Origin of the sequence: Brachybacterium sp. Z12, assembly GCF_014400405.1 — a bacterium.
Lineage (GTDB): Bacteria > Actinomycetota > Actinomycetes > Actinomycetales > Dermabacteraceae > Brachybacterium.
Genome location: NZ_CP060496.1, coordinates 2,736,680 through 2,759,897 on the forward strand (window position 1 = coordinate 2,736,680; position 23,218 = coordinate 2,759,897).

General features: G+C 68.8%; 23 protein-coding genes, 1 tRNA gene and 2 pseudogenes. 12 read left to right on the forward strand and 14 right to left on the reverse strand.

Annotation, left to right across the window (positions count from 1 at the left end; genetic code table 11):
* The first annotated feature begins 4 nt into the window (after nucleotides 1-4).
* Nucleotides 5-960, forward strand: a pseudogene (locus H3H54_RS14420) (glycine betaine ABC transporter substrate-binding protein).
* Nucleotides 961-1,079: 119 nt separating this feature from the next.
* On the opposite strand, the pseudogene H3H54_RS14425 reads toward H3H54_RS14420, so the two are convergent.
* Together H3H54_RS14425 and H3H54_RS14430 are read right to left on the reverse strand one after the other, a co-directional pair.
* Nucleotides 1,080-2,185 (reverse strand): annotated as a pseudogene (locus tag H3H54_RS14425) (Gfo/Idh/MocA family protein).
* A 178-nt stretch (nucleotides 2,186-2,363) separates the two neighbouring features.
* Nucleotides 2,364-2,957, reverse strand: a complete 594-nt coding sequence (locus H3H54_RS14430) for an ROK family protein (RefSeq protein WP_316249224.1) — start codon at nucleotides 2,955-2,957, stop codon at nucleotides 2,364-2,366.
* A 74-nt stretch (nucleotides 2,958-3,031) separates the two neighbouring features.
* On the opposite strand from H3H54_RS14430, the gene H3H54_RS14435 reads away from it, so the two are divergent.
* The 7 genes from H3H54_RS14435 to H3H54_RS14465 all read left to right on the forward strand — a co-directional run bounded on the left by H3H54_RS14435 (nucleotide 3,032) and on the right by H3H54_RS14465 (nucleotide 9,817).
* Nucleotides 3,032-3,508: a hypothetical protein gene (locus H3H54_RS14435; protein ID WP_262424400.1), complete on the forward strand. Its 477-nt coding sequence runs from the start codon at nucleotides 3,032-3,034 to the stop codon at nucleotides 3,506-3,508.
* A gap of 161 nt (nucleotides 3,509-3,669) precedes the next feature.
* On the forward strand, nucleotides 3,670-4,896 hold the full coding sequence (locus H3H54_RS14440; protein WP_262426496.1) for an ABC transporter substrate-binding protein: 1,227 nt from the start codon (nucleotides 3,670-3,672) through the stop codon (nucleotides 4,894-4,896).
* A gap of 31 nt (nucleotides 4,897-4,927) precedes the next feature.
* Nucleotides 4,928-5,860 carry a carbohydrate ABC transporter permease gene (locus tag H3H54_RS14445; protein ID WP_262424401.1) on the forward strand — a complete coding sequence of 311 codons (933 nt, stop codon included), beginning with the start codon at nucleotides 4,928-4,930 and terminating at the stop codon, nucleotides 5,858-5,860.
* A complete protein-coding gene (locus tag H3H54_RS14450) occupies nucleotides 5,860-6,768 on the forward strand; it encodes a carbohydrate ABC transporter permease (protein ID WP_262424402.1) in 909 nt (302 codons plus the stop codon). Before H3H54_RS14445 ends, H3H54_RS14450 begins: the two co-directional genes overlap by 1 nt.
* A 94-nt stretch (nucleotides 6,769-6,862) precedes the next feature.
* On the forward strand, nucleotides 6,863-8,566 hold the full coding sequence (locus H3H54_RS14455) for a glycoside hydrolase family 13 protein (RefSeq protein WP_262424403.1): 1,704 nt from the start codon (nucleotides 6,863-6,865) through the stop codon (nucleotides 8,564-8,566).
* Nucleotides 8,567-8,672: 106 nt separating this feature from the next.
* Nucleotides 8,673-9,122, forward strand: coding sequence for a cupin domain-containing protein (locus H3H54_RS14460; RefSeq protein WP_316249043.1), 450 nt, complete (start codon nucleotides 8,673-8,675; stop codon nucleotides 9,120-9,122).
* Nucleotides 9,123-9,610: 488 nt separating this feature from the next.
* Complete coding sequence (locus H3H54_RS14465; RefSeq protein ID WP_262424404.1) at nucleotides 9,611-9,817, forward strand: hypothetical protein; 207 nt, start codon at nucleotides 9,611-9,613, stop codon at nucleotides 9,815-9,817.
* On the opposite strand, the gene H3H54_RS14470 is transcribed toward H3H54_RS14465, so the two are convergent.
* Genes H3H54_RS14470 through H3H54_RS14500 form a run of 7 tightly spaced genes read right to left on the reverse strand, consistent with a single transcriptional unit; the run spans nucleotide 9,818 to nucleotide 15,128 of the window.
* On the reverse strand, nucleotides 9,818-10,657 hold the full coding sequence (locus H3H54_RS14470) for an ABC transporter ATP-binding protein (protein WP_262424405.1): 840 nt from the start codon (nucleotides 10,655-10,657) through the stop codon (nucleotides 9,818-9,820).
* Entirely contained in the window at nucleotides 10,650-11,294 is a 645-nt protein-coding gene (locus H3H54_RS14475) for an ABC transporter ATP-binding protein (RefSeq protein ID WP_262424406.1), read from the reverse strand. The genes H3H54_RS14470 and H3H54_RS14475 overlap by 8 nt, the downstream gene beginning before the upstream one ends.
* On the reverse strand, nucleotides 11,276-11,509 hold the full coding sequence (locus tag H3H54_RS14480) for an ATP-binding cassette domain-containing protein (protein WP_262424407.1): 234 nt from the start codon (nucleotides 11,507-11,509) through the stop codon (nucleotides 11,276-11,278). The genes H3H54_RS14475 and H3H54_RS14480 overlap by 19 nt, the downstream gene beginning before the upstream one ends.
* Entirely contained in the window at nucleotides 11,506-13,518 is a 2,013-nt protein-coding gene (locus tag H3H54_RS14485; protein WP_262424408.1) for an ABC transporter permease subunit, read from the reverse strand. Before H3H54_RS14485 ends, H3H54_RS14480 begins: the two co-directional genes overlap by 4 nt.
* Nucleotides 13,519-13,525: 7 nt before the next feature.
* On the reverse strand, nucleotides 13,526-13,918 hold the full coding sequence (locus H3H54_RS14490) for a hypothetical protein (protein WP_262424409.1): 393 nt from the start codon (nucleotides 13,916-13,918) through the stop codon (nucleotides 13,526-13,528).
* A gap of 14 nt (nucleotides 13,919-13,932) precedes the next feature.
* Nucleotides 13,933-14,991: an ABC transporter substrate-binding protein gene (locus tag H3H54_RS14495; RefSeq protein ID WP_262424410.1), complete on the reverse strand. Its 1,059-nt coding sequence runs from the start codon at nucleotides 14,989-14,991 to the stop codon at nucleotides 13,933-13,935.
* On the reverse strand, nucleotides 14,988-15,128 hold the full coding sequence (locus tag H3H54_RS14500; protein WP_262424411.1) for a hypothetical protein: 141 nt from the start codon (nucleotides 15,126-15,128) through the stop codon (nucleotides 14,988-14,990). Before H3H54_RS14500 ends, H3H54_RS14495 begins: the two co-directional genes overlap by 4 nt.
* Before the next feature lie 165 nt (nucleotides 15,129-15,293).
* Here H3H54_RS14500 and H3H54_RS14505 point away from each other — a divergent pair, with 165 nt between their 5' ends.
* Nucleotides 15,294-15,878 carry an Lrp/AsnC family transcriptional regulator gene (locus H3H54_RS14505; protein WP_262424412.1) on the forward strand — a complete coding sequence of 195 codons (585 nt, stop codon included), beginning with the start codon at nucleotides 15,294-15,296 and terminating at the stop codon, nucleotides 15,876-15,878.
* A 27-nt stretch (nucleotides 15,879-15,905) separates the two neighbouring features.
* On the opposite strand, the gene H3H54_RS14510 is transcribed toward H3H54_RS14505, so the two are convergent.
* The 3 genes from H3H54_RS14510 to H3H54_RS14520 form a co-directional block, all read right to left on the reverse strand.
* Complete coding sequence (locus H3H54_RS14510; protein ID WP_262424413.1) at nucleotides 15,906-16,274, reverse strand: hypothetical protein; 369 nt, start codon at nucleotides 16,272-16,274, stop codon at nucleotides 15,906-15,908.
* Between the two features lie 75 nt (nucleotides 16,275-16,349).
* Nucleotides 16,350-16,646, reverse strand: a complete 297-nt coding sequence (locus H3H54_RS14515) for a Dabb family protein (RefSeq protein WP_262424414.1) — start codon at nucleotides 16,644-16,646, stop codon at nucleotides 16,350-16,352.
* Nucleotides 16,647-17,065: 419 nt separating this feature from the next.
* Entirely contained in the window at nucleotides 17,066-18,058 is a 993-nt protein-coding gene (locus H3H54_RS14520) for a helix-turn-helix transcriptional regulator (RefSeq protein ID WP_262424415.1), read from the reverse strand.
* Nucleotides 18,059-18,124: 66 nt separating this feature from the next.
* On the opposite strand from H3H54_RS14520, the gene H3H54_RS14525 reads away from it, so the two are divergent.
* Both H3H54_RS14525 and H3H54_RS14530 read left to right on the forward strand, forming a co-directional pair.
* A complete protein-coding gene (locus tag H3H54_RS14525) occupies nucleotides 18,125-19,051 on the forward strand; it encodes an MFS transporter (protein WP_262424416.1) in 927 nt (308 codons plus the stop codon).
* Nucleotides 19,033-19,404, forward strand: a complete 372-nt coding sequence (locus tag H3H54_RS14530; protein ID WP_262424417.1) for a hypothetical protein — start codon at nucleotides 19,033-19,035, stop codon at nucleotides 19,402-19,404. Before H3H54_RS14525 ends, H3H54_RS14530 begins: the two co-directional genes overlap by 19 nt.
* 251 nt (nucleotides 19,405-19,655) lie before the next feature.
* On the opposite strand, the gene H3H54_RS14535 is transcribed toward H3H54_RS14530, so the two are convergent.
* A tRNA-Lys gene (locus tag H3H54_RS14535) sits at nucleotides 19,656-19,727 on the reverse strand.
* Nucleotides 19,728-19,830: 103 nt separating this feature from the next.
* Between H3H54_RS14535 and H3H54_RS14540 the strand changes: the two genes are divergently transcribed.
* Nucleotides 19,831-20,808 (forward strand): threonine/serine dehydratase, encoded by a 978-nt coding sequence (locus H3H54_RS14540; RefSeq protein ID WP_262424418.1) that lies wholly within the window; start codon nucleotides 19,831-19,833, stop codon nucleotides 20,806-20,808.
* Between the two features lie 142 nt (nucleotides 20,809-20,950).
* On the opposite strand, the gene H3H54_RS14545 is transcribed toward H3H54_RS14540, so the two are convergent.
* Nucleotides 20,951-22,909 (reverse strand): sodium:alanine symporter family protein, encoded by a 1,959-nt coding sequence (locus H3H54_RS14545; protein WP_262424419.1) that lies wholly within the window; start codon nucleotides 22,907-22,909, stop codon nucleotides 20,951-20,953.
* Nucleotides 22,910-23,218 lie beyond the last annotated feature (309 nt).

A 23,218-nucleotide genomic window follows, 5' to 3' on the forward strand; every position in this document is an offset into this window, starting at 1 on the left:
GATCATGACCAACCGACGCAACCCCTTCAGCCCCCGAGCCACCGCCCGCCGGCCCCTCACCCGCCGCGCCGCCCTGCTGGGCGGAGCCGGCCTGATGGGCATGGGCCTGGCAGCCTGCGGCAGCGACTCCGGCGGCTCCGGCGGCAGCGACAACGGCGGCGGTGAGGCTGGCGGCACCATCACGCTGGGCTACATCCCGTCCTGGACCGACGGCCTGTCCACCGCCTACCTGCTGGACAACCGGCTGACCGCCATGGGCTACACGGTCGAGCACGAACCGATCACCGAGGCGGGCGTGCTGTACGCGGGCCTCGCCCAGGGCGACGTGGACATGTTCCCCTCCGCCTGGCCCGAGGTCACCCACGCCTCCTACATGGAGAAGTACGGAGACTCCATCGAGGATCTCGTGCCGTACTACGAGGGCGCGGTGCTGAACCTCGCCGTCCCCGAGTACGTCGACATCACCTCGATCGACGAGCTGGTGGGCCAGGGCGACCGCTTCGCGGCCGCATCGTGGGCATCGAGCCCGGCGCCGGCCTCACCGAGGCCACCCAGGAGAGCGTGATCCCCGGTTACGGTCTCGACGAGTACGAGCTGATCACCTCCTCCACCCCGGCGATGATCACCGAGCTGGAGAACGCGATCGATGCCGAAGAGGACATCGTCGTCACGCTCTGGACCCCGTTCTGGGCGATGCCCGCCTACTCGATGAAGGCGCTCGAGGATCCCGAGGGCCACTTCGGCGAGCCCGAGGCCCTGCACCACCTGGGTCGCCTGGGCTTCGGCGAGGACTTCCCGGACGTCAACGAGTGGATCGCCGGCGCCACCCTGACCGACGAGGAGTTCGGCTCCCTCGAGGACATGGTCGTCAACGAGTTCGGCGAGGGCAAGGAAGCCGAGGCCGTGGAGAAGTGGCTCGAGGAGAACCCCGACGTCCTCCCGCCGCTGCCCGGCGAGTGATCCTGCCGAACCTCACGCCGGCGGCCGGGAAAGTCTGACTCCCGGCTGCCGACACAAAGAACGGGCCGACCGCGACATCGTCGTGGTCGGCCCGTTCCGTCGTTCCCGGGTCTCGTTCCTCAGCGCGCGACGGCGACCTCGGCCCCGGCCTTCGCCGAGGCATAGCAGGCGTCGATCACGCGCGCACGACGCAGCGCGAGGGAGCCGTCGTGCTGGTCCCAGTCCTCGGAGCGCACCTTCTGCAGGAACTCCGCGACCGCACCGGCGTGCCGGCCGTCCGCGCCCACCTTGGGCTGGAGCTCCGCGGGGATGCCCGCGACCTCTGTCCAGACGGTGATCTGCTGGGGGTCGGAGGGGTCTCCGCCCCATTCGATGGTGGCACCGCCCTCCGCCCCGTAGAGCGTGACGTAGCACAGGTCGTGCGGGATCCACTGCGCCCAGCTGGACTCCAGCAGCATGGTGCCGCCCCCTCGAGGCGCAGGAAGGCGGTGGCGAGGTCCTCGACCTCGAAGGGCACGCCCTCCTCGACTTGGGAGATGCCGAAGCCGGAGCCGCCGCCGCGGCCCAGCGGGCCGAACTCCGCGTGGGTCGAGGCGGAGGCTGCGGTGACAGCGGGCTCGCCCATCAGGTGCAGGGACATGTCGAGCATGTGGATGCCGATGTCCATCATCGCGCCGCCGCCCGAGCTCGCCGCCTTGGTGAACCAGGTGCCGAGCCCCGGGATGCCCTGGCGGCGGATCCAGCCGGCCTTGGCGTAGTAGAGCTTGCCGAGCACGCCGGATTCGACGACCTGGTGGAGGGCGGCGACATCGCCGCGCTGGCGGTGGTTGAAGGACACGTCCAGCACGCGCCCGGCGGTGCGGGCGGCCTCGACCATCCCGGCGGCGGCCTCTCCGGTCTCGGCCATCGGCTTCTCGGTGAGCACGTGCAGGCCTGCCTCGAGGGCGTGGGTGGCCATCGGCGCGTGCAGGAAGGTGGGGGTCGCGATCGAGACGAGGTCCAGATCGGCCTCGGCGATCATCTGCTTCCAGTCCTGGTAGCGGCCGGGTACGTCGTGCTGGTCGCCGAACTGTGCGAGCAGGTGCTGCTCCATCGCGGAGATCGCGACGAGGTCGACGGTGGGGTCGGCGGCGTAGGCGGCGACGTGCTGCTGGCCGGCCCAGCCCAGGCCGATCACGCCGGCGCGCAGGGTGCGCGGAGCGCCCTCCGGTGCTGCATCGGTCATGGTGTGCGGTTCCCTTCGATCGGTGGGTGGATGGTGGGCCGTCGGCGACGGTCCGGCGCTGTGGAGCGCGGGCTCTGCACGGAATCTCAGATCTCCGCTACGAGCAGGTCCAGTGGGTCCCTGCGCAGATGGGCGAGGGCGAGCTCGATCGCCCCGCGCACCACCACGTCGCTGCCCATCACGCTGGCCCGCAGTTCAGGGTAGGGCGGGGGGCGATCCGCGGAAGTGCGGTCCGGGAGTGCTCGAGGACGGGGCCGATGGCCTCGGCGATCGCTCCGGCGACGACCACCGTCTCGACCCCGAGCAGGCTGGAGAGGATGGCGGCGATGCGTGCCAGGCGCTCGCCGAGGCGGGCGAGCACGGTGCGGGCGAGCCGGTCCCCGTCCTGCGCGGCGGCGAAGACGTCGATCGCGCTGAGCCGGTCGGCGGGGATCGCGCTGAGCGTGGGCGAGACCTCACCGGCGTCGAGGGCTTCGAGGGTCCAGCGGCGGGCGAGGGCGGCGATGCCGTCAGCCCCGCGGGAGTCCTCCAGCACGCCGTCGAGGAAGCGCATCTCGCCGGCGCCGCCCGCGGCTCCTCGCAGCAGGCGGCCGTCGACGATGAGGCCCGCGCCGAAGCGCTCCCCATCAGCAGCGCGGCGAGGTGATCGGTCGCGCCAGCCGATTCCTGCGCTGCGAGCGCGTGCTCGGCCAGGACGGCGAGGTTCGCGTCGTTCTCGACCAGCACCCTGCCGTCCAGCGCGTCGACGAAGCCGGGGTTCATGGTGGGCCAGTAGCCCTGGTCGCCGCGGGGTGAGCGCCCGGCAGAGTCGACCGGGGCGGGCACGCCGACCACGGTGAGCAGTCGGTGCCGCCCCTGCGCACCCGCCTGCCCGATCACCTCGTCGATGAGGTCGCGCACCGCCTCGGTGCGGGCCTGCGCGGCGGAGCGCTCCCCCGCCTCACCGGCTCCCACGGCGCCATCGAGGCCGTGGCGCGCCACGGCGAGCTCGCGGCCACGGAGGTCCGCGGCGCGGGCGGTGAGGGTGTGCTGGCCGGCGTCGACCCCGATCAGCACGGCGGCGTCCTCGCGCAGCACGTAGTGGCGGGCCGGCCGTCCTCGCTGCACGATGCCCTCGTCGCGGCTGGCAGAGACCTCGTGGAGCCAGCCGGCCTGCTCGAGCTCGGCACATACTCCGAGCACCGTGGCCCGGGTGAGGCCGGTCGCGGACATCGCGTCGGCGGCGGTGAACGCCTCCGCCCCCAGAGCGTGCTGCATCAGCGCCTGGCGGTTCGCGTGGCGCATCAGCTGCGGGGAGCTGGCGCCGCGATCGCGCGTTGTTGACACCGTAGGATCACCGCCCCCATACTTTCGATAGGCCGTAAATATAACACTTGACGTATCTATGGTCGCATCAGCAGCGGGGCCGGGAGCCCCCTTTTGCGAAGGAGACGGTGGTGTCACCCTCGAACGGCCCGAACGGGCTCCTCACACGACGATCACTGATGGCAGGCGCCGGTGGGCTCCTGGCGACCGCGACCCTGCCCGCATGCACCAGCGCGAGCGGCCCCTCCCTGCTCACACTCCACCAGTCCAAGCCCGAGGCGATCCCCCACTTCAGCGAGCTCGCCGCGGAGTTCACCTCCTCGCAGGACAGATTCGCCATCCAGCACGACATCGCCACCAACCTCTCGGCGAGCTTCGTGCGCAACAGCCCGCCGGATCTGGGCTGCCTGAACTACAACCTCGAGATGGGCCGCTTCATGCAGCGCGGCGCCCTCGCGGACCTCTCCGACCTGCCCGAGGCCGCGATGATCCGCGAGGACGTCGCCGAGCTCGCGGACTGGTACCCCACCTACGAGGGGCGCACCAGCGTGCTGCCCTACTCGGTGACCGCCGCGTCGGTGATCTACAACCGCCGGATCTTCGAGGAGCACGGCCTGGAGGTCCCCACCACCTGGGAGGAGTTCCTGACCGTCTGCGAGACGCTGCAGTCCGCGGACGTCACCCCGATCTACGCGACCTTCCTGGACCCCTGGACGATCGCCCAGGGCCTGTTCGACTACACCGTCGGCGGCATGATCGACGTGCGCGGCTTCTACCAAGGGATGAGCGAGATCGGCGAGGACGTCGGCCCCGACTCCGAGGTCTCGTTCCAACGCACCCTGCTCGAACCGGTCCAGCGCATGCTGGAGCTGATGCCGTACCTCAACGCGGATGCCTCCAACCGCGCATACGGCGACGGCAACACGGCGATGGCCCAGGAGCAGGCCGCCATGTACTTCCAGGGCCCCTGGGCCTTCGGGGAGATCGAGAAGGCTGGTGCCGATCTGGACCTGGGCACCTTCCCGCTGCCGATGACCGAGGACCCCGCCGATCTGAAGGTCCGCGTGAACATCGACCTGTCGCTCTGGATCCCGGAAGCGGCGGACGAGCAGGAGGGCGCACGGGCGTTCCTGCAGTTCCTGATGAGGCCCGAGGTGCAGAACCCCTACAACGACGCCTTCCTCGCCTTCGGCACCACCAAGGACGCCCCCGCGGTCACCGACGCCCGGATCTCGGAGATGCAGACGTACTACGACCAGGGCCGCTTCTACATGGGCGCCTCGCAGTTCATCCCGAACTCGATCCCGGCCCAGAACTACATCCAGTCGATCGTCGGCGGCGCCGATGCCGAGCAGGTCCTGGCGCGCATGGATGCCGACTGGGCCCGCCTGGCCTTCCGGGAGTAATCGCGCCATGACTCATCAGCAAGGAGCGTCGATGTCGACGACGGCACCATCCCGCACCACCGACGGGGACGGCGAGAGCCACCCCCGCTCCCCGATCGTCCACCGCAGGCGGCGGATCGATCCCCTCTACTATTTGTTCCTGTTCCCCTCACTGACCCTGTTCAGCCTCGCGGTCACGCTGCCGGCGGTGCTGGGCTTCGGCTACAGCTTCACCAACTCCATCGGCTTCGGCGACTGGGAGTTCATCGGCCTGCGCAACTACATCGCGATGTTCCGCGACCAGGGGGTCCTGGGGTCGTACACCTTCACGCTCGGCTTCTCGTTGATCACCGTGATCCTGGTGAACATCCTCGCCTTCGCCCTGGCCCTGGGGCTGACCTCGAAGATCCGCTTCACCACCGCGCTGCGCACGATCTACGTGATCCCGATGGTCATCTCCGGCATCGTCATCGCCTTCGTGTTCCAGTACCTGTTCGCGAACACCGTGCCGGGCATGGGGCAGGCGATCGGCTCCGATGCGCTGTCCACCTCGATACTCGCCAACCCGGACTGGGCGTGGCTGTCGATCGTGATCGTCACCGCCTGGCAGTCGATCCCCGCCACGATGCTCATCTACATCGCCGGGCTGGTCACCATCCCCGGTGAGGTCTATGAGGCCGGTTCGATCGACGGCGCGACCGGTTGGCAGGCCATCCGGCACATCACGCTGCCGCTGGTCTCCGGATTCATCGTCATCAACACGATCCTCGGCTTCAAGAACTACCTCAATGCCTACGACATCATCGTGGGCCTGACCGACGGCGGCCCGGGCGTCGCCACCCGCTCCGTGGCGATGTCGATCTTCCGCGGGTTCGAAGGCGGCGACTACGCCTACCAGATGGCCAACGCGATGGTGTTCTTCCTGATCTCGATCGCCCTCGCACTCCTCCAGCTCCGCATCACCCGAGGAAGGACGGCGTTCTGATGAGCACTGCAACTCCCGCAGCTCCTGCAGCTCCAGCCAGCTCTGCCCCCACCACGCAGCCAGCGCGTCGGCGTCGCGGCGCTGTGGGACGTGACCGCGTCAACTGGCCCGTGACCGTCCTGCTCATGGTCGGCTCGCTGGCCGTGCTGGTGCCGCTGTTCGTCACGGTGAACATGTCGCTGAAGACGACCGAGCAGGCCGTCGACGGCAACGCCTTCAGCCTGCCGGACCCGCTGACGCTGACGAGCTTCGTCGAGGCCTGGAACCTCACGAACTTCCCGCGCGGCTTCGCGATCTCGATCTTCATCACCACCATCGCGGTGATCGGCGAGATCGTGATCTCGGCCCTGGCGGCGTATGCGATCGTGCGCAACTGGGACCGTCGCGCCTTCCGCTGGTCGTTCTTCTACCTGCTGGCCGCGATGTTCATCCCGTTCCCGGTGGTGGCTCTCCCCCAGATCCAGCTGACGGGCATGCTCGGGCTGGACAATCCGCTGGGTGTCGCGATCCTGCACATCGCCTTCGCCCTGGCGTTCAACACCCTGCTGTTCACAGCGTTCCTGCGTACCATCCCGCTCGAGCTCGAGGAGTCGATGCGGATGGACGGCGCCGGGACCTGGCAGGTGTTCTGGCGACTGATCCTGCCGCTGCTGGGACCGATGTGCGCGACCGTGGGCATCTTCGCGTTCATCGCCTCATGGAACGACTTCATGATGCCGTCGCTGATCATCTCGGATCCCACCCTGCAGACCGTCCCGGTGCTGCAGAACATGTTCCAGACCCAGTTCAGCAACAGCTACAACGTCGCCTTCGCCTCGTACCTGATGGCGATGGCGCCGGCGATCATCGTCTACCTGTTCGCGCAGCGCTGGGTGATGTCCGGCCTGACCCAGGGCGCCATCAAGTGAGCTCCCGGGCGCGGGCCGGCGACCGTCGGCCTGCGCCCCCATTCCCCTGACCGATACGACACCCCACCCGCTACGACCCGGAGGTCCTTCGACCGTGACCACTTCCCCTGTGACCGCTGCCGCCGCCCAGCAGGCCGACGCCGACTGGTGGCGCCAGGCATCCGTCTATCAGATCTACCCGCGCTCCTTCGCCGACGCCAATGGTGACGGCATCGGCGATCTGCGCGGCATCATCTCCCGCGTGCCGTACCTCGAGAAGCTCGGCGTGGAGGCGGTGTGGCTGAGCCCGTTCTATCCCTCGGCCCTCGCCGACGGCGGTTACGACGTGGACGACTTCCGGGACGTCGATCCGAAGATCGGCACTCTCGAGGAGTTCGACGAGATGGTCGCCGCTCTCCACGGCGTCGGCATCAAGTTGGTGGTGGATCTGGTCCCGAACCACACCTCGGACCGCCACGAGTGGTTCCGCGAGGCACTGGCCTCCCCGAAGGGTTCGAACGCTCGGGCGCGGTACATCTTCCGCGACGGCGAAGGGGAGAACGGCGAGCTGCCCCCGGCGGACTGGACCTCGATCTTCAACGGTCCGGCCTGGACCCGCGTGCCGGACGGCCAGTGGTACCTGCACAGCTTCGCGACCGAGCAGCCCGACCTCAACTGGAAGCACCCCGAGGTGCACGAGGACTTCACGCGCACGCTGCGGTTCTGGTCGGATCGCGGGGTCGACGGCTTCCGCATCGACGTCGCGCACGGCCTGGCGAAGGACCTGGGCGAGGTCCTCCCCAGCAAGGCCGAGCTGAAGGCGATGCCCAAGGACGGCACCCACCCGCTGTGGGACCGCGACGAGGTCCACGAGATCTACGCCGAGTGGCGTGCGGTGTTCAACGAGTACACCCCGGCGCGCACCGCCGTGGCAGAGGCGTGGGTGGAGACTCCGGAGCGCCGCGCGAAGTACGCCAGCCCCGAGGGCCTGGGCCAGGCGTTCAACTTCGACCTGATGGAAGCGGATTTCGACGCGACGCACTTCCGCGACATCGTCACCGACAACCTCGCCCAGTCCGCGAAGACCGGCTCCTCCACCACCTGGGTGTTCTCCAACCACGACGGGGTGCGCCACGCGACCCGCTACGGCCTGCCCCCGCGGGCCGGGCGCGAGGTGAAGCAGGGCGCGGAGTGGGTGCTCGCCGGCGGACCGGCCGACGGCATCGATCGTGAGCTGGGCCTGCGCCGGGCCCGGGCGGCGACGATGTTCGAGCTCGCCCTGCCGGGCAGCGCCTACCTGTACCAGGGCGAGGAGCTGGGCCTGCACGAGGTGGCGGAGATCCCCGATGCGCAGCGCCAGGATCCCTCCTTCTGGCGTTCCACCCCGGAGACGCGGGGCTGGGACGGCCTGGGCCGGGACGGCTGCCGCGTACCGCTGCCGTGGACCCGTGAGGGCGAGTCGTTCGGCTTCGGCAGCAACGGGGCTCACCTGCCACAGCCGGCCTGGTTCGGGGACTTCTCCGTCGAGGCGGAGGAGGGCGTCGAGGGCTCGACCCTCGAGCTGTACCGCGAGGCCCTGGCCCTGCGCCGGGAGCTGCAGAGCGCCGAGTCCCTCGAGTGGGACGAGTCGCTGTCCAGCGACGAGATCCTCGCCTTCGAGCGCCCCGGCGGCTGGCTGGACGTCACGAACTTCGGCGAGGCGTCGGTGGTCCTGCCCGAGGGTGAGGTGCTGCTGTCCAGCGCCTCCCTCGAGGCGAGCGAGGACGGCGACCTACTCCTGCCCGGCGCGACGACCGTGTGGATGCGCCGCATCGCCTGACCCCACCTCGAGGGGACGCCCCGGCCTGCTGCACGCAGCGGCCGGGGCGTCGTGCTGTCTGCGCCACCTTGCGGGCCCTTGCGCTCATGCGCTGCACGGGTATCTGATGGGCACACCACCCGCCCCGCTGCAGGAGGATCAGATGGAGAAGCTCGCCCGCACCCCCACCGCCACCGGCCCGGAATCGTGGTTCACGGGCCAGGTGCTGATGGATGCGATCCGCGGCCCGCGGGGTGAGTCCCGGGTGGCCATGAACCACGTGCACTTCGCTCCGGGTGCCCGGACGCACTGGCACTGGCATCCGGTGGGCCAGACCCTCTACGGGACCGACGGGGTGGGCCTGGTCGTCACCCGCTCCGGGGAGGTGCTCACCCTCGAGCCGGGCCGGACGGTGTGGATCCCGCCCAGGGAGGAGCACTGGCACGGCGCTCTGGCCACCTCGCTGATGTCCCACATCGCGGCGCAGGAGGCCGATGAGGAGGACGAGACCGTCATCTGGCTCGAGCCGGTCAGCGAAGAGGACTTCGCCCGGGCGAATGCGGCCGTGGAGACCTGAACCTGCTCTGCGCGAGGGCGCTTGCCGCATTTTTCGACCGCCCGTTCTGTCCACCTCTGACCTGGGCAGATACCGCCCAGGAGGCTGATCACGAGGGCTCGGGTGAGGTCGTCTCGCTGCTGATGCCTACTGTAGTGGGACCCGTCGGATAGCCCGCGGGATGCCCGACCGAAGGAGAACGCAATGCGCAAGGCCGTGCTTCCGATCAGTCTGACCACCCTGCTCCTGATCATCATCATCCTGCTGCTCGTGCTCTGAGGAGCACGCGCTCGCACGGCAGGAGCGGGCACCCTCTTCTCGAGCAGGGCATCGGCATCGCCGGTGCCCTGTTCGACGGGCCCGCTGCGAGAGACTGGCGGCATGGACGCCACAGACCTCTCCCCGGCATCGCCGAGCTCAGTCGCTGGATCGATGAGGGCAACCGGGGCCGCGATCCCGAAGCGGCGACCTGGGCGCGGCTGGCGAAGATCACCGAGGAGGCGGGCGAGGTGGTCGCCGCCCAGATCGGCGCCACCGGCCAGAACCCTCGCAAGGGCGTCACCCACACCGGAGCCGACGTCGAGGACGAGCTGCTCGACGTCGCCCTGACGGCCCTGGCCGCTCTCGAGCACCTGCGCGGCCATGACGAGCGCTCGCTCGAACTGCTCGCGGTCAAGCTCGAGGCCACTCTGCGCCGTGCGGGGCTGCGGGCCTGATCAGCTCTGGATCGGGGCCGCTTCAACCCATCTCGCCCGCTCCTCGGCCGACGGCGACCTCGGGATCGTGCCGAGCCCGTCCGGCGCGGGGATCGCTGCCAGCAACGCCTTGGTGTACTCCTGCTGCGGCTGGTTCCACACCTGCTCGGTGGGCCCCGTCTCGAGGATCTGGCCGCCGTACATGACCAGGGTGCGGTCGGCGATCCTGCGCACCACTGCGAGGTCGTGGGAGATGAACAGCATGCCGGCACCGACGTCGCTGATCAGAGTGCGCATCAGCTCGGCGACGCTGGTCTGCGTCGAGGCATCGAGCGCGGAGATCGGCTCGTCGGCGACCAGCAGGCGGGGCCGCGCCGCGAGTGCGCGCGCGATCGCGATGCGCTGCTTCTGGCCGCCGGAGAACTGATGGGGCATCTTCCGCAGGTCCTCGGGATCCAGGCCCACTCGTTCCATCCACTCCTGCGGGGTGGAGCCCTCGGCGCCGCGCTCCCGTGCGGTGCGGATGCCGTCGCTGATCTGCTCGCCGATGGCCCGGCGGGGGTTCAGGGAGGTCGAGGGGTCCTGGAAGACCATCTGGATGCCGGTGAGATGCCGGGGGCGTCGACGGATCCCGAGGGGCGTCACGGGCTCGCCGTCGAAACGGATCTCGCCGTCGGCCGCCTTCTCGATCCCGGCCACGGCCCGAGCGACGCTGGACTTCCCGCTGCCGCTCTCCCCCACCAGCGCCACGGTCTCCCCGGCGGAGATCTCCAGGGAGACGTCGCGGACGGCGAGGACCGGCGGGCTGCCCGGGTAGCGGACAGTGACGTCACGGGCCTGGAGGACGATGTGCTCAGACATCGCGATCACTTCCCTTCGTCGCCGCTGCGGCAGGCTCGACCTCATCGGCCCCGCCTGTATCGGGTGCTGTTCCCGGCGCATCGTCCCGCGCACCGGGCAGCGCGTCGAGGAGGGAGCGGGTGTACTCGTCCTGCGGGGCATGGAACAGCTGGTGGCGCGGAGCGCTCTCGACGATCCTGCCCTGCCGCATCACGGAGACGTCATCCGCGATGGCGCTCATGACGCCGAGGTCGTGGGTCACCAGCAGCACCGCGAGATCGCGTTCCTCCGTGAGGCCGCGCAGCAGCTGCAGGATCCCCGCCTGCACCGTCACGTCGAGGGCCGTGGTGGGTTCGTCGGCGAGGAGGACCTCGGGGTCGCAGGCCAGGGCGCTCGCGATCGAGATGCGCTGGCGCTGGCCGCCGGAGAACTGGTGGGGGTAGCGGCGCAGCGCATGCTCGGGATCGGGCACCTGCACCCGCTCGAGCAGCTCGATCACATGCTTGTTCGCAGCGTCCCGGGACAGGCGCAGGTGGGTGCGCACGTGGTCGGTGAGCTGGCGGCCGATGGTCAGCTGGGGGTGCAGGGAGGTGGAGGGGTCCTGGAAGACCATCGCGATGCGGCGGCCGCGGATCCGGTTCAGCTGGCGGCGGCGCATCCCGAGGATCTCCGCCTCCCCAGCCGGATCGAGCCACCGGTCTCGGCGTGCGCCGGCAGCAGGCCGAGCATCGCGAGCGAGGTGAGGGTCTTGCCCGATCCGGACTCGCCCGCCAGGCCGTGGATGCGCCCGGCGGTGAGGTCGAGGGATATCCCGCGCACCAGCGGGCGGCCGATGGAGATGGTGAGGTCGCGGACGCTGAGTACCGGGGTCATTGTACGGTCTCCTTCTTCACGGCGCGCCGCTTCCGGGCGACCGCTCCCACGGAGTTCGGGTCCATCGTGTCGCGCAGGGAGTCACCGATGAAGTTGAAGGCCATCACCACCGTGAGGATCGCCAGGCCCGGGAAGACCCCGAGCCACCAGGCATCGAAGTTGCTGATCGCTCCCGAGATCATCGAGCCCCATTCCGCGGTGGGCGGCTGGGCGCCGAGCCCCAGGAAGGACAGCCCGGACAGCAGCAGGATCGCGGTGCCGATGTCGAGGGTGGCGAGCACCAGCAGCGGCCCGCCGATGTTGGGCAGGATGTCCACGAGCAGGCTGCGCAGCGGCGAGACGCCCAGCATGCGACCGGCGATGACGTAGTTCTGCGAACGCAGTCCCAGCACGATGCTGCGGGTGACGCGGGCGTACTGCGGCCACGAGACCACGATCGCGGCGATGACTGCGTTGTACAGGGACGGCCCGAGGGAGGCTGCGATGACCATGGCCAGGATGACCGTGGGAAACGCCATCACCAGGTCGGTGAGGCGCATCAGCACCTCATCGACCCAGCCGCCGAAGTATCCGGCAACAGCGCCGACGACGGTGCCGATCACGAGCGCCGCGGCCACCAGGGCCAGGGCGAGCGGGATCGTGACCGTCGCGCCGGTCATCAGGCGGGAGAACACGTCGCGGCCGTTGACGTCGGTGCCCAGCAGGGCCTCGCCGCCCGGCGCCTGCAGTCGCGGGAGCTCCTGCGCGATGGGATCGAAGGGTACCCAGAGGTGTGCGGTGAAGGCGATGAGCACCCAGATCAGCGCGATCACCGCACCGACCACGCCCAGCGGGGAGCGGAATGCCTGCCTCCAGCGCGCGGCGGGGCGCGCCACGGGCGTCTCTGCGAGTCCGGCGGCCGGGCCGGTGACCGGCTCCTGCGCCGGGGCGCCGTCCTGCGGCTTCTCTGTCGGAACGCTCATCCCAGCCTCACCCTCGGATCGAGGATCGTACAGGATGTCGACCACGAAATTGATCCCGATGTAGATCATCCCGACGATGAGCCCGACGCCCATGATGCCCGGCAGATCCAGATTGGAGGCCGAGGTGTAGGCGTAGGTGCCCAGCCCCGGCCATGCGAAGACGGACTCCACCAGGACAGTGCCGGAGAGGAGCGCCCCGAAGGCCACGCCGACCACGGTGAGGATCGGCAGCGACGCTCCGCGCAGCACGTAGTCCAGCACGATCCGGGTGCCGCTCAGGCCACGGGCCCGGGCCGCGCGCACATAGTCCACCGAGAGCACCTCGAGCACGGAGGTGCGCACGAAGCGGGTCAGCATCCCGATGGTGACCAGCGACAGCACCAGGACCGGCAGGGCGAGGTGCGCGAGCGCGTCGAAGAAGCCGACGGGATCACCGTTGAGGATGTAGTCCACGGTGTACAGCCCCGTCAGGCGGGGCGGCGGCGTGATCGTCGGGGAGATCCTGCCGGAGCCCGGCGCGATCCCCAGCTGGAGGAAGAACACGTAGAACGCGACCATGGCGAGCCAGAACGTGGGGATGCTCAGCCCGATCAGCGTCACCACCCGCACCACCTGATCGGTCACCAGGCCCCGGCGGTAGGCGGCGAGGGTGCCCAGCACGATGCTCACCGCGAGGCTGAGCACGATCGCCAGGAGCGCGATCTCGATCGTCGCCGGCACCGCTGTCGCGAGATCCGACAGCACGGGCTGCCCTGTCACGAGAGAGACTCCGAGGTCACCGCTGAAGAGGTTCTTCATGTAGATCACGTACTGGATGACCAGCGGCTCATCGAGGCTGTGCTCACGGATGAACGCCTCGCGGGTCTCCGGGTTCTGGGAGGCGCCCTCGCCGAGAGCGGCGGAGACCGGATCCCCGGGCACCAGGTTCGTCAGCGCGAAGGTGACCATGGTGACGCCGAGCAGGATCAGCAACGAGGTGCCGATCCGTCGGGCCAGGTAACCGATCAGGGGCGAACGTGTGCGCGCCTCTCGAGTGGTGCTGCTCATCAGCGGATCAGGAGGCCGGGGCGATGTCGCCGATAGCCATGTCCCACAGCGAGTTGTACACCGCACCGTCGACCTCCGCGGAGGCGGCGATGTTGCGCGCGGGCACGATCAGGGGAACGAACGGGCCGGCTTCCTGCATCGCTGCGGCGAAGGCAGTGAAGTCCTGCTCGCGCTGGTCGGGATCGGTGGCGCTGACCGCTGCGGCGGCGAGCTCGGCGATCTCCGGATCCGCCTCGGTCTCCCAGCCTGCGCGCAGGCCGACGGCCTGGCCCGGGCCGAAGGGCAGGAAGTTCGCGGAGTCGGCGTAGTCCGGGCCCCAGAACCACAGGCCGAAGGCCTCGCGGCCGCTGACGTAGGCGTCGAGCTCGGTCGCGAACGGTGCCGGTGCGAGCTCGACCACGAGGTCGATCTCCTTCAGCTGGGCCTGGATGCGCTCGGCGACGGGGTGAACTCGACCCCGCCCACCGGGTAGTCGTTGGGGAACTGGAGTCGCAGGGTCTGCCCGTCGTACCCGGCCTCGGCCAGAGCGGCCTTCGCGCGGTCGAGGTCGCGGACTGCACCCTCGGGCAGTGCACCCTCGAAGCCGGGCGGGATCACGCCGGTGGCCTGCACCGATCCGGTCCCTGCGAGTTCGAGCAGGGAGTCGTAGTCCAGCGCGTACCGGATGGCTTCGGCGAGCTTGACGTTCGCCAGCTCCTCGGCGACGTCCGAGGACTGGTTCAGCAGCAGGAACAGGCTCTGCCCGGACGGCACGGAATCCACCACGAGGCCATCCCCGAGGCCGGCGACCTGGTCGCCGTTCAGATCGAGGGCGACCATGGTGTCGCCACCCTGGAGGTTCATCAGCTGGGTGGCGCTCTCCGAGACGTTGCGGATCACGACGCGGCTGTAACCGGCGCGAGCCGACCCCTTGTACTCGGGGTTCGCGGCCAGCACCACCTGGCTGCTCAGGTCGAGCGTCTCCAGGATGTACGGGCCGGAGCCGCCGGCGGAGGCGCCGTTGAGGAAGTCCTGGGCGGTGTCGGAGCCGTCGGTCGCCCCACCGTTCTCGGTGACGACGGCGGAGTTGACGATGCCGAGTGCGGGGTTCGCGAGGATCGCGGGCAGCTGCAGCATCGGCGCCTCGGTCGTGAACAGGATCGTTGCGTCATCGACCTTCTCGACAGAGATCCCGGCGAGGAGGAAGTTGGGCTTGGCATCGGTCATCCCCTGCACACGCTGGATCGTGAAGACCACGTCATCAGCGGTAATCGGGGCACCGTCGGAGAAGGTGCGCCCCTCGGCGAGGGTGAAGGTGAACTCGGTCGCCTCCTCGTTCTGCTCCCACGAGGCCAGGCCGGGGACGGGCGTGCTGACGTCGGAGCCCTCGAAGTCGACCAGGGGCTCGTAGATCGCCTTGGCGACCATGTTGCCGGTGGGGTCGTAGGTGTGCCCGGGGTCGCCGGTCTCGATGGAGAACGCGGTGTCGATCACGAGCGTGCCACCCCGGTCGCCTCACCGTCGGTGCCGGCGCCGTTGCCGGAGCTGCCGGAGTTGCCGCCGGAGCAGGCGCTGAGGGTCAGCGCGGCCGCGCCACCGGTGACGAGAAAGGTACGACGAGTAGGCAGCATCTTCGGCTCCTGCGATCTGAGGAAGGATCGGGACACCGGCACGACCGGCATTCGCATCAATCATTGGACGAGTTCAGCAACAGTGACACAATCAACAACGATCCGTCCACCAGTGGTCGCCTATCGAGACCAGACCGTAGCCCTCGAACGCCAGGAGTCGACACAATGTCCAACAAGCAGGCGAACCCTCCCGGGAACTCTGGACGAAATGCGCCGATAGACGCCGTCAGCACTCAGATCCTGGAGATCCTCCGCGTGGATGGCAGGATCTCGATGGCGGCCCTCGCCGAGAAGGTCGGCATCTCGCGCGCGACGGCCTACTCCCGCCTCGAGCAGCTCACCAGCGACGGCGTGATCACCGGCTACTCCGCACGAGTGGACGCTGAGAAGGCGGGGCTGTCCATCTGCGCGCTCGTGTTCGTCACCGTGCATCCGCAGACCTGGCCGCAGTTCCGCGAGCGCGTGATCGCGATGCCGGACGTCGAGTACTGCGCCATCACCACCGGAGAGCACGACGCGATGCTGCTGGTGCGCGCCACGGACGTCAGCCACATCCACGAGTTCACCACCGGCGTGATCGCCCTGCTGCCGCAGGTGCGCACGGTGGTCAGCGTGGTGGTGCTGGACGAGGTGGTGAGGAAGCCCTACGTCCTGCCCTCGGACATCCCCGAGCGACCGGAGGCGTCGCGGCTCGGCATGACCCGCTGGACCCCGGCCGCGCAGGGACGGGACTCCTTCGGCCCCCGGTGATCGCGGGCCCGCTCGACCCGGAGAGGGTCAGCGCACCTCGGCGCAGACGCTGAGCTGCGGCTTGCCGTGCATTTCGTAACGCTCGACCAGGCGGAGCGCGCCATCCTCGTCCTGCTGGATCTCGCTGCGCCCCTCCCCCGTCACCACGCGGCCGCCGTTCACGAGGACGTGGACGAAGGAGATCGCGATCTCGTCACCGGTGCGGGTGCCGACGCAGCGGCCGAAGGTCACGGTGTCGCCGGTGTACTCGCCCCAGATCACGCCATCCTGCTCGTGATAGCGGAATTCGCTCGGCGACTCGGGATCGACGGCGGACGTGGTGGAGGAGACCATCCGGAACAGGCGACCGTCGAGCGAGGGCAGCAGGGCAGGCGCGGGCTGTGCAGTGGAAGTCATGGCGACGAGTATGCGGGGACGCCGCAGGAACCACACATTCGCACCAGCAGGTTCCGACAGGCGGGACGGGCCTGGTCAGGGATAGGCGATGAAGTCGAGCTCTTCGAATTCTGAGACTTCGCTCTGCCAGCGGGTGGCGACGAACTCCTGGTGGGCGTCGCTCCGGTCATACGCGGTGTAGCTCGCATCATCCTCGAAGCTCATCGCGAACTGGAAGCGGTAGCTGCTCTTCGGGCTGACCTGTCGGGAGACGGTGAAGTCGTGCACTCCGTCGATCGCGCGCAGCAGGGTCGAAGCACTGGCGAGGAACTCCCGCTCCTCCGCGGAATCGGGAGCGTGGACGAGCGAGAAGGAGACGGTGTGCCGGATCATTGCCACACCCTACTTAGCCTTGTGCGCAGATTCGCCCAAGGTTGCACCCAAGCAGGTCCCACGGCTCCCAGATTGCGGTCGAGGGAGCAGGTTCGCGGCAATCGCCGCCCGGTAGGCCACCCATGCGCAGCGTGCACCACAAGAATTTGGGGCGAGGGACTGAAGGAATGGGGAGAGGGAGAATGCCCGATCAGCACAGCGAAAGCGGACCACGTGCAGCTCGGCCACGAGGCTCGAGCCTGTTGGGCAAAGGCCTTACGTGCCTCTTCCTCGGGGCAGAAAGTCACCTCCGCCCGAGCACTGGAGGCTACCGCGCCGCCCAATACAGCGCGCTTCCGAGCATTCAACCGGGCGAGCAGTCTGGGTACCGGAGAATTCTGGGGTGGTAATCGAGGCCCGACGTTTTCGCCCGGTGACCCTCACCCCTGGTCACCGACGAGCTTCTCTCCCAGCTCGGTACGGCGGTAATGGACCTCGCGTCCCGTGCGAGCGCGATGCACGAGCCCGGCGCCCTCGAGCACGGAGAGGTGCCCGCCGACGGTGCCGAGCGCATACCCGAGTTCGGCGTGCAGTTGGGAGGGAGTAGCCGGAAGGTCCAGCGACAGCAGCACTGCGGCTCGCCCAGTGCCGAGCAGCCTTCCGAGCGCCTTCCCCGTGCGTGGAGAAACTGCGGCGCGCGAGCCCCGTGCCCCATAGACGAGGGCGACGCCGACAGGACCATCACAAGTCCACCTACCCCTGACCTGCGTGGTCGGGACGAAACAGAGGTGTGAGGAAACGGTGAGGCTGCGGTCCGTACGGCGGGAGACGAGCAGCGCGTCGGGGTCCTCCCAGGCAACATCACGGGCGATACCGTCCACCGCCCCTGCCCAGCCAGTCGTGCCGATCAGCGCAGTGCGGAACGCGATCTCACGACGCAGGATCCGCTGCCGGCGTGGCCAGTCCGCTGAGATCAGTTGATCCCACGCCGAGCCGAGCACGGCCGCGATCCGACCTGGGAGGTCCGGTGCGGCGAGCCATGCCGTCTGCTGCGGTGTCCACGCGGCGTTGATCGAGTCCTCGATGGTGCTCACGGCGGCCTGCGGATTCCACGCGGCGATCTGGGCAAGCTCGTCGACGAGCCGCACATCCCCGGTTGCAGGCGGTGCGAGACCAACCAGGTCAGGGAACCACTTAGTGTGCGCGATGAGGTCGGTGAAAGCAGAGTTCAACGCGTCCGCGGTGCGCCAGCGGTGGAAGGCGACGAGGTCGAGCCCCTCGGTCCGAGAAGGGTCAGAGGATACCTCCGGACGAGCGCGCCGCGGCTCCTCGAGAGCGGTCACTCCGCTGGCGAGTGCCCCGACCAGCTCTGCAAGCGGAGAGACGACGAACCGCGTGCGCGCGAGTGCGCCGGGCGTGAGCACGAACCGCATGAACAGGTCCTTTCGTTTGGAGGCGAAAGCCTATGGGTCAGTATGAGGGTCGCCCACGATGATGTGATGCCGCCACCTTCAGATGTTTCCCCGTCATTACCCGCCTCCCCATGGACCCCCGCCTTCACTCGCTTCTTCCTTGCCCAATGCCTCTCATGGTTGGGCAGCTCGATGACACCGGTCGCGCTGAGCTTCGGAGTGCTTCGCGCAACAGGCTCCACCACCGACCTTGGCCTGGTCCTCGCCGCCAACACGATCCCGATGGTCGCGCTGCTGCTGGTAGGAGGCGTCGTGGCAGACAGAGTGCCTCGCCGGGCGCTGCTGACCTTCACCCACTTGGTCGCGGGTCTCGCCCAGGCGGGCAGCGCAATGTGGTTCCTATTGGGTGTCCAGGCACTTCCGTTGCTGCTGGTAGCGGCAGCACTGAATGGCTTCGCTTCGGCATTCACGGCGCCGGCGCTCCGTGGCATCATTACCGACCTGGTTCCGCATGACGCGATCGGCCGTGCGAACGCCGTACGTATCACCTCACGGAACCTCACCCGGATGCTCGGCCCCGCTGCTGCGGGCCTTTTGGTCGCCGTCGCGAATGCTGGCTGGGCCCTCGCGATCGACGCGGCCTTCCTGCTTCTTGCCTCCGCAGTCCTCGCCACTATCCCGAACGCCGACGCTGCCCGTCCGTCGGCTCATGCTTCTGCCCGCCCTGACCTACTTCGTGTCGGCGCCGCTCTCCGCACCTTCGTGACGGATACAAGCGGCGGGTGGCGCGAGTTCACCAGTCACCGCTGGCTTTGGCTCGTGACCTTTTCGTTCACGGGGATGAACGTGCTGATCGGAGGGATCTGGCTGGTGCTCGGCCCGGTCAGTGCAGAGGACACCATCGGGGCCGCCGGCTGGGGTTCCTGCTTGCGGCGCGGGCGGTCGGCCAGGTGTGCGGCGGGGCCCTCGCCTACCGCTTCTCACCGAGTCGGCCGATGGTCGCGGCGCTGCTGATGCCAATGCCGTACGCAGCGCTGTTCGCGGCGCTCGCTGCCGGGAGCGGCCTGCCGCTTCTGCTCGTGCTAGCGGCACTGGCCGGGATCGGTTCTGCGGTCGAGAGCGTTCTGTGGGAGACAGCCCTGCAACATCGGGTCGCTCGCGAGGCGCTCTCCCGCGTGGCTTCGATCGACATGCTCCTCAGCTTCGCCTCGGTGCCGGCGGGGCAGCTCATCGCCCCCATGGCCGCAGCTCTGCTGGGTGTGCCATTCACCCTCGCGATCGGTGCCGGCCTGTGCGTCGCAACTCTGCTTGCGCCGCTCATTTCGGCCGAGGTTCGCGGCCTGCGCCGAGTTCCAGCTCCTGCCTGAGTGCCGCACGAGATCGCGTCGTCGCGAGACACCATTTCTCGGCAAGAGCTGGCGCCTACACGCGCTGCCACCAGGCGCATAGGTAAACGCATCCTGGGTAAGGCGCAGGCGATCGGAATCGGCGGCACCACAGCACACTTGCTCCGCTTAGGGATGAAGCTGCCCCCATGCAGCCGCGTTGCTGCCAATGCTGCTGCCAAACCCGGTTCGAAGACCTTCCCCTAGGGGAACTTCTCCGGCCCGACCAGCAGTGGGCCCGGAGGGGATCGAACCCTCGACCCGCGGATTAAAAGTCCGATGCTCTACCACTGAGCTACAGGCCCGTGCCCGACGAGCGGGCCAGACCATCCTAATGGCGCGCAGACCGTTTGCTGACACAGCCCGCCCACTGAACGCGGCAGGCAGCAGTGCTCCTACGATGACTGCGTGCACAGCGACTCCCCTGCCCTCGTGACTCTGGCCGACATCCGTGCGGCGGCGCAGCGGATCGACGATCTCGTCCTGCGCACCCCGGTGATCGAGGTGCCGCATCCCGAGGATCCCGACCGGACCCTTCTGTGCAAGGCAGAGTCGCTGCAGCCCACCGGGGCGTTCAAGCTGCGCGGCGCCTACAACGCGATCGTGCAGGTGATCGATACGGCCCGTGAGAACGGGATCGTCGCGCAATCCTCGGGGAACCATGCGCGCGCGGTCGCGTGGGTGGCGCGCAGGCTCGGCCTCGATGCCGTGATCGTGATGCCGGAAGCGGCGCCGCAGCCGAAGATTGATGCGGTGCGGGCCCTCGGTGCGCGCGTCGATGTCGTCCCGAACTCGCAGCGGGACGAGCGTGCCGCACAGCTCGTCACTGAACGCGGCAGTGCGCACATCCCTCCCTATGACGATGAGCGGATCATCGCCGGCCAGGGAACAATCGGACTCGAACTGCTCGAGCAGGTCACCGACGTCGAGGTGATCCTCGTGCCGATCTCCGGAGGCGGGCTCATCTCCGGGATCGCCACCGCCGTGAAGTCGCTGCGCCCCGAGGTGAAAGTGATCGGTGTCGAACCGGAGCTCGCGGCCGACGCCCAGCAGAGCCTGCGCAGCGGGGAGCGCGCCACTTGGGACGTGCTCGACACCTATCGGACCATCGCCGACGGCCTGCGCACCCCTTCCCTCGGCGAGCGCACGTGGCCGCATGTGCGCCGCTACGTGGACGACATCGTCACCGTGAGCGAGGAGCAGATCCTCGACGCCGTGCGGCATCTAGCGATTGCCGGGCGCCTGGTCGCTGAGCCCTCCGGCGCGGTCACCACCGCCGCGTGGCTCACCCAGGAGCTGCCGGCCGGGAAGACCGTGGCAATCATCTCCGGCGGCTCGACCGATCCCACTCTGCTGGCGCGGATCCTGGAGTCACCCCGCCTCTGAGAAGGCTGCGCCGCGCACCGCTGAGCGACACATCCGTCGGGCCTCGGGGCGGGCCGAGTGGGAGCGCGCCTCGGTGCTCCACTTCGCACGGATGCTCCCCCGCGTCGCCTCGGCGCTCTCCCGGGAGCGATCGACGAGAACGTCACCACCCTGGACCAGGCGCAGCGCATGGAGATCGCCGCTTCCGGGCTGTCGGCGCCGCTGGGGCTGGGCGCGCGATGCGGCTCAGCGCCGCCGATCGGCCCGCAGAGTTCCTCCCGGGCCGCGTTGACCCTGGTGCTGGAGCCGGTAGTGGAGCTGCTCGGTGATTCGCTCCCCGAGCAGGGGCAGCACCGAGTCGCGGAACTGGCTGCTCTGCTCGCCGCGGCGGACGACCAGCAAGCGTCACCCCCTCCCTGCAGCGCCCTGCCGTCGGCAGCGGCCGATAAAGGAGCTCGATCAGCGGGCCGCAGTGCGAGGTGTGCAGCCGCGGCCACGGCTGCGAAGCGGTCCCACCGCGGCGCTCACCACCTCCGGAGCGCACCGGGCAGCGGTCTGAGACCACTGCCCGGTGCGTGCCGTCGACTGCCCGAGCCCCGACGGTATGAGAATCACTCAGCTTGGCGAGGTCTCCCGCTGACGCTGGTAGTCGCAGACGTCCTCGCTCTCCCAGACCTCGACGTTCTTGATCTCCGGCAGGTCGGAGGCCAGGAAAGATCGGATCGAGGCCCTGGGCGCGTTGAGCGTTGTAGTGGCGCAGCAGCTTGAGCGCCGTGGGGGTGAGGATCGCGATCACCACGAGGTTGATCAGGGCGATGAACACCATGCTCACCCCTGCGATCGTCCAGGCGAGGTCCACGGCGATCACGGAGCCGATGAACACCAGTGCCACCACGGCGGCACCGAAGGCGATGTGCCAGCCGCGCTTCGCGGTCAGGAAGTGCATGTTCGCCTCGCCGTAGGAGAAGTTGCCCAGCACCGAGGTGAAGGCCAGCAGGAACATGATCATGGCGAGCAGGACCGCGGCCCAGCTGCCGAGGTTGGAGGCGAGGGACTCCTGCACCATCACCAGACCCTCACCGCCTGTGGAGACGTCCGGGAAGGAAACCAGCACGATGAAGGCGGTGATCGAGCAGATCAGCAGGGTGTCGAAGTAGACGCCGAAGGTCTGCACCAGGCCCTGCTTGACGGGGTGGCTCACCGAGGCGGTGGCGGCGACGTTGGGGACCGAGCCCATGCCGGCCTCGTTGGAGAGCATGCCGCGTTGAACGCCGTTGACGATCACGGCGCCGAAGCCGCCGCCGATGACGGCCTGCGGGTTGAACGCCTCGGTGACGATCTGGCTGAGCACGCGGGGAAGCTCGCCGAGGTTCATGCCGACAATGACGATGCCGATGACCAGGTAGATCAGCGCCATGATCGGGACCATGCTCTGCGCGACGCCGGCCACGCGGCGCATGCCGCCGAAGATGATGCCTGCGGTGAGCATGGCCAGCAGCACGCCGAGCACGATCGGCAGCCAGGGCAGCCCCTCGGGATCGGTGTAGACGGCGACGGCGCCGGTGATGGCGTCGACGATGGTGTTGGCTTGCAGCGAAGTGAAGGCGAAGGCGAAGCAGAAGATGAACAGCACGGCGAAGAAGGCACCGAACCCGCGACTGCCCAGCCCGCGGTGGATGTAGAAGGCGGGACCGCCCTTGTAGGTGTCATCGGCGCGGGTCTTCCACAGCTGGGCGAGGGTGGATTCGATGAAGCTCGCGGCACCGCTGACCACGCACATGATCCACATCCACAGCACCGCACCGGGCCCGCCCAGGAAGATCGCACCGGCGACGCCGGAAACGTTGCCGGTGCCCACCCGCGCGGCAGCGGAGATGGAGAAGGCCTGGAAGGCGCTGAGCGACTTGGCCCGCTCGGTGCGGCCGCGCTTGCCGTCGACCTCCTCGCGCTGCGCCTTCTGGGTGATGGCTCCGAACATCGCCGGGATCATCCGCAGCTGCACGGCCCCGGAGCGGATCGTGAAGTACACGCCGAGCCCGATGACCACCGGCATCCCGGCCCAGGTCCAGAGCCAGCCCTCGGCATTTCCGAGGAACTCGTTCAGTGATTCGAGGGGGTTCATGGACAGAACCGTAGCCGGAGTGAGCCAGCGCACCTCAACGCCGCGGCTCTCCGCGCCGACCTGACGGCCTCTGAACTCCCGCGCGACTCCCGCGCGCGAGGATTGTGTCCCGCATCGCGGTCACGTGACGCACGCCACATCACGGCGTATCGAGGCGCAGAAAACGCCTGATCACAGGCGCCATCACCCCAGGTCGCCATGAATAGCCCACGGTTGTCCGACAATCCGATCCACGGATACCTGACAGTCACAGTTGCATCACGACACTCCGAGGGAGGACCCCCGAGCACCCCCGGGGGCTCCACAAGC

Excerpts from the sequence above, each read along its gene's own strand:
- H3H54_RS14440 (WP_262426496.1), top strand. The coding sequence starts at position 3,670 with ATGGCAGGCGCCGGTGGGCTCCTGGCGACCGCGACCCTGCCCGCATGC.
- H3H54_RS14445 (WP_262424401.1), top strand. The coding sequence starts at position 4,928 with ATGTCGACGACGGCACCATCCCGCACCACCGACGGGGACGGCGAGAGC.
- H3H54_RS14450 (WP_262424402.1), top strand. The coding sequence starts at position 5,860 with ATGAGCACTGCAACTCCCGCAGCTCCTGCAGCTCCAGCCAGCTCTGCC.
- H3H54_RS14460 (WP_316249043.1), top strand. The coding sequence starts at position 8,673 with ATGGGCACACCACCCGCCCCGCTGCAGGAGGATCAGATGGAGAAGCTC.
- H3H54_RS14470 (WP_262424405.1), bottom strand. The coding sequence starts at position 10,657 with ATGTCTGAGCACATCGTCCTCCAGGCCCGTGACGTCACTGTCCGCTAC.
- H3H54_RS14475 (WP_262424406.1), bottom strand. The coding sequence starts at position 11,294 with ATGCGCCGCCGCCAGCTGAACCGGATCCGCGGCCGCCGCATCGCGATG.
- H3H54_RS14480 (WP_262424407.1), bottom strand. The coding sequence starts at position 11,509 with ATGACCCCGGTACTCAGCGTCCGCGACCTCACCATCTCCATCGGCCGC.
- H3H54_RS14485 (WP_262424408.1), bottom strand. The coding sequence starts at position 13,518 with ATGAGCAGCACCACTCGAGAGGCGCGCACACGTTCGCCCCTGATCGGT.
- H3H54_RS14500 (WP_262424411.1), bottom strand. The coding sequence starts at position 15,128 with ATGCTGCCTACTCGTCGTACCTTTCTCGTCACCGGTGGCGCGGCCGCG.
- H3H54_RS14505 (WP_262424412.1), top strand. The coding sequence starts at position 15,294 with ATGTCCAACAAGCAGGCGAACCCTCCCGGGAACTCTGGACGAAATGCG.
- H3H54_RS14510 (WP_262424413.1), bottom strand. The coding sequence starts at position 16,274 with ATGACTTCCACTGCACAGCCCGCGCCTGCCCTGCTGCCCTCGCTCGAC.
- H3H54_RS14515 (WP_262424414.1), bottom strand. The coding sequence starts at position 16,646 with ATGATCCGGCACACCGTCTCCTTCTCGCTCGTCCACGCTCCCGATTCC.
- H3H54_RS14520 (WP_262424415.1), bottom strand. The coding sequence starts at position 18,058 with ATGCGGTTCGTGCTCACGCCCGGCGCACTCGCGCGCACGCGGTTCGTC.
- H3H54_RS14525 (WP_262424416.1), top strand. The coding sequence starts at position 18,125 with ATGCCGCCACCTTCAGATGTTTCCCCGTCATTACCCGCCTCCCCATGG.
- H3H54_RS14530 (WP_262424417.1), top strand. The coding sequence starts at position 19,033 with ATGGTCGCGGCGCTGCTGATGCCAATGCCGTACGCAGCGCTGTTCGCG.
- H3H54_RS14545 (WP_262424419.1), bottom strand. The coding sequence starts at position 22,909 with ATGAACCCCCTCGAATCACTGAACGAGTTCCTCGGAAATGCCGAGGGC.